This is a genomic window from Paremcibacter congregatus (assembly GCF_006385135.1).
GTDB lineage: Bacteria > Pseudomonadota > Alphaproteobacteria > Sphingomonadales > Emcibacteraceae > Paremcibacter > Paremcibacter congregatus.
Genome location: NZ_CP041025.1, coordinates 955,669 through 972,806 on the forward strand (window position 1 = coordinate 955,669; position 17,138 = coordinate 972,806).

Sequence of the window (17,138 nt, forward strand, 5' to 3'; positions counted from 1 at the left end):
ACGTAAAATCCACTACAGAAAAGCAAAAAAAAACGACGGCCCGCAGGCCGCCGCTGTGATTTACGTGATATTTCTTCTAAAATCTGGCTGTTGCGCCAAAGAAGAAATAACGACCAATCGGATCATATGTGGCGGGATAAATATTACCGCTGTTTTCTGTGGTGCCGCCGAAATCATTCCCAACCACGGTAGGCTGGTTATCGAACAGATTGTTGATTCCGGCTCTTAGGGTATATCGCTCCATTACCGTATAGGCCGCCGTCAGGTCAAAATAATGTTCCGACGGAATGGTTGGTTGCATGAAGTCAGATGGACTGGTTTCTCCGAACCCGACGGTATCCTTGGTGACGCTGTCGAGGAACTGCCAGCGCAAGAGCACCGTGAGATCCTCATAAGTCCATTGGGTGGTCTGGGTGAAGCGCCATTTTGGATCAGGACGCAGACAAACCGTACCCGCCAGACCGGCGCAGTCATCAACCACGAGGAAATCAGCGTCTTGTTTCAGGGTCTTGAACACATGGGTTCCGGCAAAAGACAGATCAAGGCTCCCCATATTATCAAGATCAAAGCTGTAATTGATGTTGAGATCAATTCCTTCGGTCTTGTTAAAGGCGGCATTGACCAGACGCACATCGACACCGGTTTCCGTGCCCCCGTTCAGGGACCCGTTCAGCGGATTACGGGCAATTCGTTGACAGAACTCCCCGCTGGCATCCTGTTCAATGGTGTAACAGGCATCAACCACACTTTGTTCCGCATATTGGGTAATGACATTCTTGATTTCGATACTGTAGTAATCCAGGGAAACAATCAAACCCGGCGCAAATTCGGGCTGAAACACGGCCCCGATGGTATAAGTGTTTGATTTTTCCGGCTCCAGGGTGGGATTGCCGCCGAGGAAATTATTGATCTGGCCGGAGATGGGACCATTGACGCCGCCAATATCACCGGCCGGCACCCCGGTGGCGATACACAAGGCCGTCAGGGCAGCATTGCCGACCGGATTGCTGCCGGAACAAGGATCCGTATCCAGATCCCCGGTGCTCGGGGTTTTAGGCAGACCTATTTCTTGCAGATTAGGGGCGCGAACAGCCCGTTGGTACAGGCCGCGAATCCGTAGATCTGAGATCGGGGCCCATTCGCCGCCAACCTTATAGGTCCAGTTGGTGAAACTGTTGCTGTCGCCGCCCACATCATTTTTATAGTCGGCGACACGGACCGCGGCATCCAGCACCAAGGATTCCGCAAACGGCGCATCCTGGATCAGGGGCACCTTGGTTTCGGCGAAGAATTCCCAGACCCGGAAGTTGGCGTCAACCGGCGTACTGGAACCAAAGCCGATGCTGTTGCCATTGACCAGATTGTCATCAGGCAGCGATTCATTGGCTTCCTTGCGATATTCAAAACCGGCGGCAAAGGCTGCGGGGGCAGAGGCGCTCGGCAGTTCAAAGGGCAAATCCCCGGTGAAGGAACCACCAATGATAGTCTGCTCGGTATTGTTGACTTCCGCCAGATTGAAAGCGATATAGCGGGCCGCTTCTTCGGAAATATTGCCAGCCCCAAAGAAATTAACCGGTACGCAGCCACCGCTCGAGTCCTCGCAGACAATTTCGCCGGTAACCGGGTCGGTGATGGCACGCATGCCTTGTTGCGCCTTGGAGAAACTGACATCATTAACAAAGTTTTGAGTGCGTTTTGTCCGGCCATATTGCGCGAAGATATCCCAACTTAGTGTATCCGTGATATCGCCCTTGAACCCGCCAAGGAACTGATAGGCGGTATTCTCATAGATGGAATCCCGTGTGCCGACCTCGGGCAGGCGTCGCCCGAAAGCGATGTCAATATTGGCGTCATCATCCACCACATTATTGCTGTCGGTATCAAACTCCGCATCAACCATGCCATCCCCGTCCTGATCGGTTAGGGCATTGACCGCCTGAGCCGAGAGAAAAGGGTTGTTGAGGTTAAGGGAGAAGGGGAAGAAGAAGGTTCCTGTTGGTGCAATAATGGTTCTAACCTGGTTGTTGGCGAAAGACGCACGACTGTAGAATTCGATATTATCGGTCACCTGATAGGTGGCGAGGGCCGTGGCGGTCCATTTCTCCTGAGGCGTGGCCAGAAGGTTGAACGGGTTAAAATTGAAGGTACCGGCAAAGGGTACAATATTTCCGTTGGAATCAAAGGACACGGCCTGATCTCCGCCAGGATCTGGAACCAGGGCAAACGTGCCGTCTATGACGCCATCCGGTGTAGTGAAGCTGCCGCCGGGCGAAAAGTCTGCCGCGGCCAGGGCAAATTCGGAAAATTTCCGGTCCCCTTGAGTGACTTCATCAGCAACGGTGTAGCCCATACTGAGAACGGCATGGCCGCGGTCATCGGCGAAGCTGCCGCCAACGGTGATGCTGAAATCCTTACGCTCGCCGTCGCCGCGCTCGGAGATGCCATATTGTGCGTCCAGCTCAAGGCCCTCAAAATCATCCTTCATGATGAAGTTGACGACCCCGGCAATGGCGTCTGAGCCGTAAACGGCGGAGGCGCCCCCGGTGACCACTTCAACCCGTTTGATCAGGCTGGTCGGAATCATGCTCAGGTCGACGAAGCCCTGGTTGTCAAAGGGCACGAAACGCTTGCCGTCAACCAGAACGAGGGTGCGTTCTTCCCCGAGATTACGCAGGTCAACGGTTGCGCCGCCGTCATTGCCATTGTTGGCCTGGGCCCCAACGCCGGGGACGGCCTGGGGGATATCGCGCAAGAACTGCTCGATATTGGTTGTTCCGGTCAGTTTGATGGTTTCGGATTCAAGAACCGCCACGGGACTGTTGGCGGTCAGGTCCTGCCGTTGAATGCGGGACCCTGTTACGACAATTTCTTCGAGGGTGATGTCATCCTGGCCTGTTGCAGCTTGGCCCCATGAGGCAGTGGTCATTGTGAGGGAAATTGCGAGTGTGGAAGCACCATATTTTAACAGTGCCGCACAGAAATTAGAGGTGTGAATATTCATGATATTCCTCCTATATTGGGTGTAAATATAGAAGATCGATGGGGAACTATTTAAATTAAATAGGCTCCTCCCCTATGGGGGGTGGAGGGAAATCTACATTATTAACTGTATCATCGCCCTTCGAAGAGGTGATCCTTCAGTTTTCAAAACCCGCTATAGAAAAAACAAAAAAGTGAAAATGAGGTGCAGAGTATTTTTTGCGGCCTAAGGCGAAAAAAACGGGGCCCTTTCGAGCCCCGCTTCTTTTGGATAGATATCTGATCACTGATATCAGAATTTCTTGGTGACTTTGGCCCAGACACGACGTCCGATGACATCATAGGTCCCAGGCTCCGTATTGGCGTTGAACGCACTATGGAAACGAGGGGGCTCGACATTTGTCAGGTTGTTGATGCCTAAGGTCAAGGTTGTGTCCTTGTAGGAATAAGAGGCGGTCAGGTCATGATACCAGACGGCTTCCGCCACATTATCATCGGTCAACTGCGCCGGACGGTAATCATCCAGAGTTTTACCAATATACCGCGTATCCCAGGTGACATACCAGTTTTCACCTTCCAGACCGAGACTTGTGGTCATGCGCCATTCCGGGAAGATGGCCGCACCCGCCGCCGTGCCAATCCGTTCACGGGTTCCGATCAGCGGGAAGGTTTCTTTCCGGCTGTTCATCCACGTGGTGGAGATATTGGCATTCAGGCCGGTGACAACTTCACTGTTGAGGTCATGGTGATAATTGACATTGACATCAACGCCATCTGTTTCAAGCTTCCCGAGGTTGTTAAGCGGAATGTTGGCAATGTCCGGTCCACCCTGATCAGCCGCATCACGACCATTCAAGCCAGAGGAAAAGACCTGACACGCCGGTGTGGTTGACCGGTCAGCCGCATTGTAACAAGTCCGGATAATATCATTATAGTTGATGACCTGAATGAAGTTATCAACTTTGATATTCCAGTAGTCCACACTGACGGACAGATTTGGCAGAGCCGTGGGAGTGAATACCGCGCCCAGAGTGATGGAGCGGGATTCTTCCGGCTTCAGGTCCGGGTTGGTGGTTTGGTCAACCTGGGCCTGCCATTGGAAACCCCATTCGAAGTCGGGACCGAAACCGTCCGCCAGACAATTGGCGGCGAGATTTTCGTTGGCGTCCGTACGACGGTTATAGAATTCACAAGGGTCCTCGAAAACCGGGAAGTTGGACACGGTGCCGCCTTCCTGGGCCTCCACGATATTGGGGGCGCGGAAACCGGTGGAGTAGACCGCCCGGAACCGCACGTCATCGATGGGTGCATAATTCAAGCCAACACGGTAGTTGGTGGTCTTGCCAGCGGCCGTGCTGTAGTTGGAATGACGGATCGATGCTTCCAGACTCAGGTCCTTTGCAAAGGCCGCATCCGCAAGAATGGGCATGAGGAATTCCGCGTAATATTCTTTCACGGATTGTTCACCATCAAGAGGAGAGCTTGCCCCGCCCGTTGTCAGGCCACCGCCGATAAATTCATCAGGCTTGAATTCAGCGGATTCTGTGCGGTTTTCAAAACCGATCGCCCATCCGATAGGGCCGCCGGGCAGTTCCAGCATGCCTTCAGTATCGCCGGTCAGGTTGAACTGCCATTGATGCATACGGTTCAGGAACAGATCTTTCAAGGAATCCGCAGCAAGGAAAGTCATCTGATCTTCGGAAATAGACCCATAGTCCCCGAACGGGTTTAGGAGGCCCGCTGCGGTACAGGCGGTATTCGCGGCGCAAAGAGCCGGATCAACGGCAATTTCCCAACGATCGAAACGGTGGTAGAATTTCGTCTCGTTGGACATTTCATTGTCGGCGAAAGTGTAAGAGGCATCCCAGGACAGGTTGTCCTTGATGTCCCCACGCAGTCCGGCGACCATACGGAACGTCGAGGCTGATTGCCGGAACAGGCGTCCGCCACTTTCCACAAAGCGACGATTGATGCGGACGTCTTCACCTGAGATGCCCCAAGGGTTCAGGTCGTCAGCATTACCCAATATGCCATCCGGTCCGGCGGCATTGTCGCCAAACGGGTTGAACGGGTTGCTGCTGGGCACCAGATCATTCCAATGACCATTGAAGCTTGGCGTGACGCCGAAGGAGGCATCAGGGGCAAGACGTTGATGGGATTCACGTTTGGTGTAACTTGTTTCCATGTAGGCTTCGAGAGAGCCCACGGAACTGTCGTCCACGAGGTCGTAATGCCCGGTTGTTGCAAACTGCCAGCGCTCATTGGGGGTAACAAGGGCATTTACTGCAGAATAGTTATAGGTGTCCGTACCGGTAAACGCCCGAACAACACCGGTACCGGCATCAACAATATAGTTACCGGTATTTGGTCCACCCGCCGCCACAATCGCATCAAGGGCTCCTTGGGAAAGGCCACGAATACGGCGGCTGTTGGATGATCCGAGTTGCTGAGGCACAAATTTATCTGTGGCCGCATCAAGGGTCGGATAGAGACCAAACTCGGCCCAGGAACGTGAATCCTGTTTGATTTCTTTTTGCGTGGTATATTGCATGGATGCGGTGAAGTTGCCACGGTCACTGGAGACGCCGCCAAGGGCTGAGACCGACCAGTTTTCCGCATCCCAGTTTTCAGTGCCCGCACCATAATCCGCAGAGACTTCGAAACCTTCATAGTCATCCTGCAGGATCACATTGACCACACCGGACAAGGCGTCAGAGCCATAAGCGGTCGAGGCACCGTCTTTCAGTACTTCTATGCGTTTGACCAGGGCCATGGGAATGGAGTTCATGTCCACGGCGCCCACGTCGCTGTTGCCGCCGATGAAACTGCCCACCTGACGGCGACCATTGATCAGGACCAGGGTCCGTTTGATGCCGAGGCCGCGCAGGTCAACCATCTTTGCACCGTTGTTACCGTTGTTGGTGGTGGAGCCAAGCTGGAAACCGGTGAAGGCCGGGATGTCTTTCAGGAAGTCGTCAACGCTGGTCACGCCGGCATTGGTGAGCTCGGTTGCGTCAAATGTTGAAATGGGACTTGCAGAACTGAATTCATCACGGGCAATGCGTGAGCCGGTGACGATTACTTCTTCAAAGACGGGTTCTTCTGCCGCGTTCTGGGCAAGTGTCGTATTGCTCATGGCCACAGACATAGCTAGAGCGGATACCCCAAGTTTTAGAAATGAGGTATGATTTTTTGGTGTATGAATATTCAAGATATTCCTCCTTAATTGGTTACAATTACAGAAGGGCGACGGTTTTTTTAAATGAGGAAGTTAGCTTCCTTCTGCTCCCTAGAGGTGCCAAAGTTTATTATAAATTCTCGTCGGCCTTCATTGAACAAGACCCATGAGAAATCAAAAGCCACCATTTGTAGGGGTGAAAACCCAAAGATATTCAATATTTAGATGATTCTTTGTATTGCGAGGAGTGGTGCAAAATAATATGCGGTCATATTGCTATGAAATAATTGATAGTTTAGCTGGGGGCGTTTGAAAATTTAATAATAAATATTGATGCCCAAATGAAAGTATGTGCCAAGTGTATCATAGAGATTGGGGAAGGTGTTGGCCTGTTGTTGATCGCTGCCGACAAAATCGGGTGCGGTATCGAAAATATTGTTAACCCCGGCTCGCAGAATGCTGTTATCGGAAATATGATACCGGAGATAGCTGTCAAAATAATTCTTGGCATGCAGTTTAGGGACGGCGATATCCGATATATCGTTAAGTTTTTTATGAGCTGGTCCGATATGCCGCCATCTGAAGGATACTTCAAGGGTATCATTTTCCCAACTGATCAATTGTGTCAGGCGAAAACGCGGGAGAGGGGTATAGCAGTTCCCGGAGAAAAACCCGGCACACTGTATGTAGGCTTTTTCATCAACGAGCTTATATTTGTTGCTGAACAAATAAGAGCCCTGAAGGGAAAGGTCAAGTTTTTCGTTATCTCCAAATATACCTTTATCAAGCGGATGGAAATATTGCACATACCCATCGAGGCCTGAGGTGACAATCTGACCATTATTGGTTATTTTTGAATTAATGAAATCGAGTAGGCCTTTTGAATCTCGGTAAATATTCTGGCAGGCGCTCATTATTGGTGCCGATATGTTGTAGCAGTTTTGTACTGTCTGGTTTGCGCCGCTGCCGAAACTGCCAATAACATCGTTTACTGTAATACGATAATAGTCCAATGCCATTTTAAAGCCAGGCAGGAAACGAGGTTGATATATCGCGCCAATTGTTACGGTATCTGACTTCTCTACATTTAGCTCAATATTTCCACTGTAGACTTCCTTGATTTGGAGAAGGATCTGCTCATACAGCCCTACCTGATCTGCCGGGACGCCTGTGGCAATGCAAATATCGCGAATGCTGCTGGTATCAATAATTTTTCCATCACTGCTGTAGCGGCGGGAGCAGGGATCATAAACAGTCGGATAGCTTTCAGACTTTTCGTTATATAAGTCTTCAATGCTAGGTTCCCTTACTGCATGTTGGAACTGGCTTCTTATCCGTAAACTTGATGTTACTTTCCAGTTTAACCCTGCAGCGAAAGTCCATACGTCTCCTATGAGGTTGTAATTTGAATATCTAAGAGCGCCGGATAGTTCCAGTTTTTTAAATATGGGTGTGTTTTCGATGACAGGGATCTGAAATTCGCTGAAAAGGCTCCAAACATGATATTCTCCTGTGGCGGGGACTTGCTTGTTAAAACCGGTTGAAGGGTTGTCAGGGGAGGACTGGTCGCCACTATACCAACTATCTTCTTTGTGCCAATCTGTGCCAATCAGTATTTTAATGTTATCCTGCAAACCGGAATTATAGGTGCCGTTGAAATAAAGGTTTGCATCTTGTCGTGAATAGGTTGTGTGCTCTGCGAGGTCAGTGCTTATATAATTTAGTGCTTCCGCGGATAAATTCCCGGCGCCGTAAATATTAGCGGGAGAGCAGCCAGCTTGGCGAGCGGCCATATCCTTACAGACATATGTACCGTCTATTTCTATAATATCCAGGGCATTGTACAGGCTCTGGCTTAAAATGGCGTTTTTGTGTGTGATGTTGTTTTTATAGTGGCTGTAATTATACTGTGCGACCATATCCCAATGAGATGTTACGGTGCCTTGCAGTCCAAGAACGATATTCATGGTTCGCCGGTTATATTTGATTTGTCTTGGGCCAGCCTCGGACATGCGCCTTAGTAAACGAGGTAGAACAGCCCGGCCATCTGCTTGATAAAGGAGTGCGCCAGCCGTATCGGCATCAGGGGTTCCTGTGACGGCTACAGGACTACCGTCTTCTGCCCAAAGAGGGGTTCTTCCAGAAATGGTTCCATCAGAGTTATATGCAAGATTAACCGCTTGGCGTGCTTGGACGGGGTTCCCCAGAGCGTCGAATATAAGGGAACCGTTTGTATCGCGAGCTTGCCAGATGGAGCCTGTACTATACCAATCAATTCCTCTTAGTGCGATCTTTGAACTCTCTGCGAGAAAAGGGTGTTCGACCAGTATTTCTATATCATTTAGCTCAATGGGGGTGGGCGCCAGCTCAAGGTCGACTTTATTGTTAGACAGGATGGTTTGATTAAATAACTCGAACTGATCAGATATCTGATATTTTACACCAAATGTCGCTATAAGCTGTCGTTGGGGGACCTGGAGAAAATTATATGGTGCATAGTTATATTTATCAAACTCGCTGTTGAAGGGCAGGTTCTCTCCATTTGGGCCGAATTTTTCAAGACCAGGATGGGGGCCATTGTTATTTACGCCAATAACCAGACCGTCTGGTGTGCCGTAACTGCCCGATCTAACAAGCCCGGGGATTCCCCCAAGTTCGGGGCTAAGGGGTCTTCCGTAACCAAAATATGGGTTTTCGGAGCCAGGGCTAATAAATCCGTCAGCCAGAGCAAATTTTGAAAAATTTCGATCTCCTTGCATGATGGCATGTCGGTTTATTACGCCGAAATGAATAAAGGCATGTCCTTTTTGATCATTAAATGAATCGCCATAAGCTAGGTTGACATCGTATTTATCCCCATCTCCCTGATGCGATACACGATAGCGGGCTAAACCTTCAAAGCCGTCAATTTCATCCCGTAACTTGAAATTAACGACACCTGAAATTGCATTGGCCCCATATACGGCGGAAGTACCCCCTGTAGCTACCTCGATATTTTCTATCAGGAACGAGGGGATGGTATTGAGGTCAATAAGACCTGATTGGCTGCTTGGTACATAACGCCGACCATTAAGCAGAACCAGAGTTCGGGCCGCGCCGAGCCCACGCATATCAACAGTTGCAAGGCCATTTCCGGGGTTATTTGAGTTTCCGGTAAAAGAAGGAACGACTTGGGGAAGTTTGTTCAGCAGCTCCTCAATATTGACTGTTCCAGTTTTTTTTATTGTTTCTTTTTTAATAATGGATACCAGATTTGGTGCGGTGAATTCTTGCCGACGAATGCGGGAACCTGTGATAACCATTTCTTCTGGTTTTCTGGTTGTGGTTTCAAGTTCAGAGGGGCTTATAATTAGAGTTTTCTGGTGCGAACCTTCTTTTTCTATAGTTTGAGCGGTTGATGGCTTCTTGATGTCTTCCTTTTTCTGGTAATTTTGTTCTTTTTTGACCACAATTGTACCCTCAGTATTGCGGTATGCTGTGAGTCCGGTATCTTTGAGAATATACAATAAAGCTTTGATGGGGTGATAGGAACCGGTTAGCCTTTTAGCGGGGATATGCTTCGCATCATCAAATCGAAAGATTATGTGTTCCCGGGACTGTTCTGCAAACAAAATCAGGGCATCTGCAACAGAATGCTCAGGAATAGAAAACTGAATAAGATTAGCCGAACTACTCTGGTTGAGTTCACTTGCGATAGAGCTTTCTGCACGGCAGACCGGAGCTGTATTAGCTAAGATTGCGAAACTGAGCGCAATAACAATACCCCGTTTCGTCATTAATGTAGACATAAGATGAACTCTATCCAATCTACTCGGCTTCTAGGCTTCAATGATGACCGCGACCAAAGGGGTAAACCTAATTATCCTTACAGGAAATGTATCTTCAATGGCGTTCAGTAAGGCTTCAAAATCATCGGTATCAAAAGCGCCGCCGATTTCCATTTCTCCCAAACGGTCATCGGAAATGATAATTTTTTTGCTGGTATAGCGGGACATTTCTTTAATTACTTCGGACAGTTTCTGGCCTCTGAAAATAAGTTTACCGCTTTGCCAGGCAATTTTCTGTGACAGTTCTAGCGGGTGGGCAGATCTTACCACACTCAGGCCATTTTTAAGCGCAGCAATTCTTTTGCCTCCACTGACCAGAACGGCATTTGTAGCATCACCTTCTTCAGATAAGGATGACGCGTTTAATTTTGTTGTGCGGTTGGTGTTGTGATTAACGGCAACGGTACCTTCGAAAACGATGACTTCTACCTGTGTTTCGTTATCATAGATATTAAAAGAAGTGCCAATTGCTCGAACGATCCCTCTTGATGTTTCGACAATAAAGGGCCGGGTTGCATCTTTTTCAACATTAAATCGGGCTTCGCCTTCTATAAGATTAACTTTTCGGACTGTGTCGGTATAGATAACGCTTGCCTTGGAATGTGTGTTGAGAAAGAGAGTGGACCCATCTGTAAGTTCAATGATTTGTCGTTCGCCGGTAGCCGTTTGGTAGGTACCATCTGGCAAATCATTTGAATAAATAATTAGTCCAAGGCTGCAGACGAAAAGGAGAGATGCGGCCATGGCCCATCGTTGCATTCCTGAAAACCTACGGGAAGGTGCCGATGGTGTTCTATGGTGCTGAGTTATTGGGACTACTTTATTCTTTTGCTCAGGCTCGCTGTTAGCCTCAAGCCTTTCCTTAAGATGTAAGGAAGGCTGTTCTTCTGTTTCTCTTAAGGCCATAATCTCAGGCATTGTATCAATTTCCGACCAAAATATTGCAACTTCCTCGAAAGCGGCGCGGTTTTCTTCATTTTGGTCAAGCCATTTATTAAAGCCATCAATTACAGTTTCATCCCAGGAACTGTCTTCAAGGCGAAGATACCATTTCCGGGCGATGTCCATAGGATCATCATCCTGTTCTACATCAATAATTTCACTCATCAGACTACCCACTGACTATTAAATGTTGATCTTACGCAGAACAATTGTCTACCCCTTAGACAATTTGACGTTTGACTTTTCTCCCTTCAAGCGTCTGTTGACTGCTAAGATTTACGCTTTGTTTCTTGGCTCTTTTCATATAGTTCTCACAATCGCGCATGCCTTTTAAAACGTGTTTTTCGGCAGTGCTGACTGATATGCTTAACTCTTGTGACACTTCTTTGAAGGATTTTTTATGAATGATCCGCAGAGTAAAGGCTGCACGGCATTTTGGAGGCAGGGTTGCAACAGCGTCACAAAAAAGCTTGTATTCCTGTTGGGAACTTACTTTCTGATCGGCAGGTGGCTCGTTGCTTTCCACTTCCATTTCATCCATATTGATGCCGGTATCAAATTTTATTATTTTACGGCGGCGCAATGCTTTCATTGCCAGATTATGAGCAATTCGATAGAGAAACGCTTTGTGAGATATAATCTCTTCGGGGTTCTCAATACTATGAAGTTTCAGAAAGGCTTCTTGGGCCACTTCTTCTGCTTCATTTTCAGACCGCAGAAAGTTATAGATATAGCCGACTAAGCGTTTGCTATGATCTCGATATAATTCTTCGAGAATGGTCTGTTCGTTCTTTGCCATAAGTCTTAAGCCTTTATGAATGAGGCCGAGACGAAAAAACCAAGTACGACTTTCCAGAGGTGCTTTTTCCTCCGCAGATAGACATTATATATCCTTGTTTTTATTGATCTATGGTATTTTCAGGGGCTATATACTGAAGCTACCAAGTTTCTCAAACTTATAAGAGTAATATGTAAAAGTCTACTAGTGGAAAAAACTTATTCAAGGGTCTTTAGTTTAATGGACTTTTTTTTGAGATGAAGAAGCCTTGAGGCTATTATAGTGCTTCCAGATGAATTATTGTTAATTTAAAACAAACATATCGTCCATAAGTTTTTTTGTTTGGTATATGCCCGTTGCACAATCTGTGCAGAACAGGTAATAAGGGTCCAAATTATCAACTCATATATAGAAGTGAAGAGCAATACATGGCGTCTTATCAATATAGTTATGTGATGAAGGGTCTGAACAAGACCTACCCTGGTGCGAAGCCGACCCTTAAGGATGTTACCCTGTCCTTTATGCCGGATGCGAAGATTGCCGTCATCGGCGTCAACGGCGCCGGTAAATCGACATTGATGCGGATTATCGCCGGACAGGACAAGGACTTCCAGGGAGAAGCCTGGGCCGCCGAAGGGGTGCGGGTCGGTTACCTGGAGCAGGAGCCTCATCTGGATCCGGAAAAAAATGTCTTTGAAAATGTCATGGATGGTCTTGGTAGCCTGAAGGCGATTGTCGATGAATTTAACGCCATTAGTTTGAAATTCGCCGAGCCAATGAGCGACGATGAAATGAATGAGCTGATTGCCAAACAGGGCGAGTTGCAGGAACAGATCGATGCCGCCGATGCCTGGGATCTGGACAGCCGTGTGGAGCTTGCCATGGAAGCGCTCCGTTGTCCTCCGAAGGATTCGGACGTAACTGTCCTCTCCGGGGGGGAACGCCGTCGCGTGGCGTTGTGTCGCCTGCTGTTGTCCAAACCGGAAATCCTCCTGCTTGACGAACCAACCAACCATCTGGATGCGGAATCTGTCGCCTGGCTGGAAAATCATTTGCGCGAATATGTCGGCACCATCATTCTGGTGACCCATGATCGCTACTTCCTGGATAATGTGGTGAACTGGGTGCTGGAAATTGACCGCGGCCACGCAATCCCCTATCAGGGCCATTATTCCGACTGGCTGGAGCAGAAAGAAAAACGCATCGCCCAGGAAGAAAAGGTCGAAGCCAGCCGCAAGAAAACCATGAAACGGGAGCTGGCCTGGATCCGGCAGTCACCGAAAGCCCGGCAGGCGAAAAGCAAGGCGCGTATCAACGCTTATGACGACCTGTTGGCGGCGGCGCAAGAAGGTCGAAATGCCGATGCCCAGATTCAGATCCCGGTGGGGCCGCGTCTCGGTAATGTCGTGATTGAAGCGGAAAACTTGAGCAAAGCGTTTGGCGACAAGTTGCTGGTGGATGGGTTGAGCTTCAAACTGCCGCCGGGCGGTATCGTGGGGATCATTGGCCCCAACGGCGCGGGTAAAACGACATTGTTCAAGATGATCACCGGACAGGAAGTGCCCGATGGCGGTTCATTGAAAGTGGGAGAAAGCGTGCTGCTAGGCTATGTGGACCAGAGCCGTGATGACCTTGATGATACCAAAACCGTCTGGCAGGAAATCTCGGACGGTCTGGATGTGTTTGATTTCAATGGCCGGGATGTGCCGAGCCGGGCCTATGTCGGGAATTTTAATTTCAAGGGCACGGATCAGCAGAAAAAGCTTGGTCAATTGTCCGGCGGGGAGCGTAACCGTGTACATCTGGCGAAGATGCTGCGCACGCCAGCCAACGTTCTTCTGCTCGATGAGCCAACCAACGACCTTGATGTGGAGACTTTGAGCGCCCTGGAGGCGGGGCTTGAGGATTTTGCCGGTTGCGCTGTTATCATCTCGCATGATCGCTGGTTCCTGAACCGGATCGCCACCCATATTCTGGCCTTTGAAGGCAATTCGGAAGTGGTGTGGTTTGAGGGCAATTACGAAGATTATGACAAGGACCGTCATCGTCGTATGGGCGCGGCAGCAGACCGTCCTCATAAACTGCAATATAAGAAACTCACCCGTTAAATATTAAACGGATCAGAAGCTGAGAAAGCCGGGTCGCATGATCCGGCTTTTTTTATATCTGGAATTTTGTTCTCATGCGGTACTGTTACACATTTTAGAGATATTCAATTTATACGATTATGGTGCATGGGACATATTGGGAGAGGGTTTCTTTGAAAGACTCGCCTTTTTACGTTTTCTATGATGTAAATTGTGGATTTTAATTACTGAGATGATGCTAATTGCCACGCATAAGGATTTTATCAACCGAACAATATTTTGTGGGAAACAAATTTTATTCTAAATTTTACAATCATTTTGAAATAATATTTAGTTGTTGATTTTATTAGTGTTTTTATTTTTTTTTACTAGTGGAGTAGCGGGTGTGAAGGGTCGTAATTACCGGAGGGGTCCAACATGTTACATGTTTAATTGACTATTAGGTATAATAATAGACAGTTCTATTTGTTGATGTTGGTGTCCTCCATTAATTATAACCAACGGAGGAATACCATGAAGAAATTCTCTTCACGTTTTAAGTATGGCGTCTCAGCTTTGGCTGTTGCAGCTACTTTACCACTATCAATACAATCTACACTTGCAGCGGACGAAGCCGCTGCAGCGGAAGAAGTAGCTTTTGAAGAAGTTGTTGTGACGGGTTCGCGCATTAAGCGGAAAGACCTTATTGCAACATCACCGGTGAGTGTTATTGGTACAGAAGCCATTGAGCTTAGTGGCTCGACACATGTCGCCAATTTCCTGAATGAACTGCCATCTGCCGGTGTCCCGGGTTCTGTTGATACGGCGACAAACTTTCGGACGGCAACAACTGGTTTGAATACAATTGATTTACGTAACTTGGGAACAGAACGGACACTCGTTTTGGTCAATGGACGTCGCCATGTTGGCGGTGCCGCTGGTTCACCAACAGTTGATGTTTCTATGATCCCTGCTGCATTGGTTAGCCGTGTTGAAGTTGTCACAGGTGGGGCCTCTGCGGTCTATGGTTCTGAAGCCATGGCTGGTGTCATCAACTTCATCATGAAGGATGATTTTGAAGGTATTGAATTAAACGGTCGGTATGGCACATCTGAAAAAGGCGGCGCCAGTGAAACTGATCTTTCTTTCTTAGCGGGCAGTAACTTTGCGGATGATCGTGGTAATGCGACTATCTATCTTGGTTATAGTGATCGGGGTGTTTTGCGGTCATCACAACGAGCGCTTTCCGCGCATGATGCGACAAACAGCTCATACGGCCCGAAAGGCCATTTCTATACACCTGGATTTGGTGGCAACTGGACGCAGGATGATGACACGGGTCTTTTTGACAAAACATTCGTTGCTGCTGAAGATGGCTTTGATCGGAATGCAGTGCGTTTGATTCGTGTCCCGACTGAGCGGACACAGTTTAACGCTAATCTGAATTATAGAATTAACGACAACATGACATTCTTTAATGAAACGTCATATGCTCAATTGACATCTTCGTCGCAATTGGAGCCAACTGTAGTCGGGTTCAATATCTCTGTCGGCAGCACACCACACATTAATGTGCCTCTTAATAACCCTTTCATGCCTACAGAATTGCGCAATAACATTCTGGCTCTTGACCCGACTGCTGAATATGCCGTGATGCTCAGACGTTTTACGGAAATCGGTCCGCGGACGAGTGATGTTCAACGCAAGACTTTCCGTACAATGTTTGGTCTGGAAGGCTCAATTAACGACAATTGGGATTATGAAGTTTATTACCAGTACGGTAATAACAGCCAAGATCAAACAAACGGTGGCGTGTTTAATACATTGAACTTCTTGAATGCATTGAACGTTGAGGATGACGGTGCAGGTGGATATCAGTGTGTTGATCCGGTTGCTCGGGATCTTGGTTGTGTGCCTTTGAATGTCTTTGGCGAAGGTACTATTACCGGTGCTGCATTGGACTTTGTGAAGGTGAATAGTCAGCTGACGACACGTATGACGCAGAATGTCGCTGGTGCGACTATTACTGGGAGTGCTTTTGAACTTCCTGCTGGTGAAGTTGGTGTCGCGTTCGGTGGAGAATGGCGCAAAGAGAAAAGTGCGTTTAATTCTGACTCGCTGGCAGCATCAGGTCTGACATCAGGTAATACAACGCCTAATACTGTTGGCGAATATGATGTTTATGAGATGTTTGGTGAAGCAAATATTCCTATTCTGAAAGATGCGCCATTTGCAGAATATCTTGGTCTTGAGCTTGCTGCGCGTCACGCCAACTACAGCACAATTGGGGGAACGTGGGCTTATAAAATCTCATTGGATTGGCGCCCGATTAATGACGTGCGTGTGCGGGGGGGCTACTCTACTGCGACACGGGCGCCGAATATCGGAGAACTCTTTGATCCAGGTAGTGAAACTTTCCGCAGCTTTGCGGACCCCTGTGCCTTTGGTGGTACGGGTGGCGCTAGCGCGGATGGTGACACAATATATGATGCGCAAAGCTCAACTGTTCAGGCGAATTGTGCAACGATTGCCGGTACAGCAACGCTTGATCCTGCTGGTATCAATATTACCAGTGCAGGTGGACTTTCCGCTGGGAACCCAGATCTGAATGAGGAAAAAGCGAAGACATGGACCGTTGGGGCAGTATTTACGCCTGAGTTTGTACCAGGTTTGAATATTACGATCGATTACTTTAACATCGAGATTAACGATGCGATTGATAGCTTCACTGCTCAGGAAACAGTTGATCAATGCGTTCGTCAGCCTGATTTCCCAAACAACGCGTTTTGTGATTTGATTCAGCGAAATGCTACGACGGGTCTTGTTTTGCGTGTTGATGCATTAGCAATTAATGCGGCGAGCCGTAAAACTGACGGGATTGACTTTGCACTTGATTATTCCCGTGACATCGGTGAAGGGGTGCTTAACTTTAACCTCAATGGTACACGTACCTTCTCATATAACTTCATTCCATTTGAAGGTGGTGATGTTGTTGATGATTTGGGCGAAATCGGTTTCCCAAAACTTAAAGTCAATGGTACATTGACCTATGCATGGGATAAAATCCGTATCGGGTGGAGCACACGCTTTATTGACGGAGTTAACGTTGATAATGACAACCCATCCGCTGGTCCAGGTACGGTTGGCTCATATCTTTATAATGACCTGCAGGTTCGATACACTATCGACGATGAAGGTAACTATGAAGTCTATGCCGGTATTGATAACATCTTTGACAAAGAACCTCCATTTCTTGGGCAGGGCGTTAATGGTGACGTGACAGGTACAAATACTGCGGCCGATATTTATGACGCAATCCGTCGTTATGCTTATGTTGGTGTAAAAGCCAAATTCTAATCTATTTTAAT

7 protein-coding genes are annotated in these 17,138 nt (G+C 48.1%); 2 read left to right on the top strand and 5 right to left on the bottom strand.

Features of this window, described 5'->3' with window-relative positions:
• Positions 1-76 precede the first annotated feature (76 nt).
• The 5 genes from FIV45_RS04155 to FIV45_RS04175 form a co-directional block, all read right to left on the bottom strand.
• On the bottom strand, positions 77-3,001 hold the full coding sequence (locus tag FIV45_RS04155) for a TonB-dependent receptor plug domain-containing protein (protein ID WP_099471146.1): 2,925 nt from the start codon (positions 2,999-3,001) through the stop codon (positions 77-79).
• Between the two features lie 270 nt (positions 3,002-3,271).
• A complete protein-coding gene (locus FIV45_RS04160) occupies positions 3,272-6,115 on the bottom strand; it encodes a TonB-dependent receptor plug domain-containing protein (protein WP_165776879.1) in 2,844 nt (947 codons plus the stop codon).
• A 359-nt stretch (positions 6,116-6,474) separates the two neighbouring features.
• Entirely contained in the window at positions 6,475-9,945 is a 3,471-nt protein-coding gene (locus FIV45_RS04165) for a TonB-dependent receptor domain-containing protein (RefSeq protein WP_099471148.1), read from the bottom strand.
• Positions 9,946-9,975: 30 nt separating this feature from the next.
• Positions 9,976-11,091 (bottom strand): FecR family protein, encoded by a 1,116-nt coding sequence (locus FIV45_RS04170; protein ID WP_099471149.1) that lies wholly within the window; start codon positions 11,089-11,091, stop codon positions 9,976-9,978.
• Positions 11,092-11,146: 55 nt separating this feature from the next.
• The gene (locus tag FIV45_RS04175) at positions 11,147-11,725 is read right to left on the bottom strand and encodes an RNA polymerase sigma factor (protein WP_099471150.1); all 579 of its coding nucleotides are present in this window, start codon (positions 11,723-11,725) and stop codon (positions 11,147-11,149) included.
• Positions 11,726-12,132: 407 nt separating this feature from the next.
• On the opposite strand from FIV45_RS04175, the gene ettA reads away from it, so the two are divergent.
• Positions 12,133-13,812: an energy-dependent translational throttle protein EttA gene (gene ettA / locus FIV45_RS04180; protein ID WP_099471151.1), complete on the top strand. Its 1,680-nt coding sequence runs from the start codon at positions 12,133-12,135 to the stop codon at positions 13,810-13,812.
• 492 nt (positions 13,813-14,304) lie between these two features.
• A complete protein-coding gene (locus FIV45_RS04185; RefSeq protein ID WP_165776880.1) occupies positions 14,305-17,127 on the top strand; it encodes a TonB-dependent receptor plug domain-containing protein in 2,823 nt (940 codons plus the stop codon).
• Positions 17,128-17,138 lie beyond the last annotated feature (11 nt).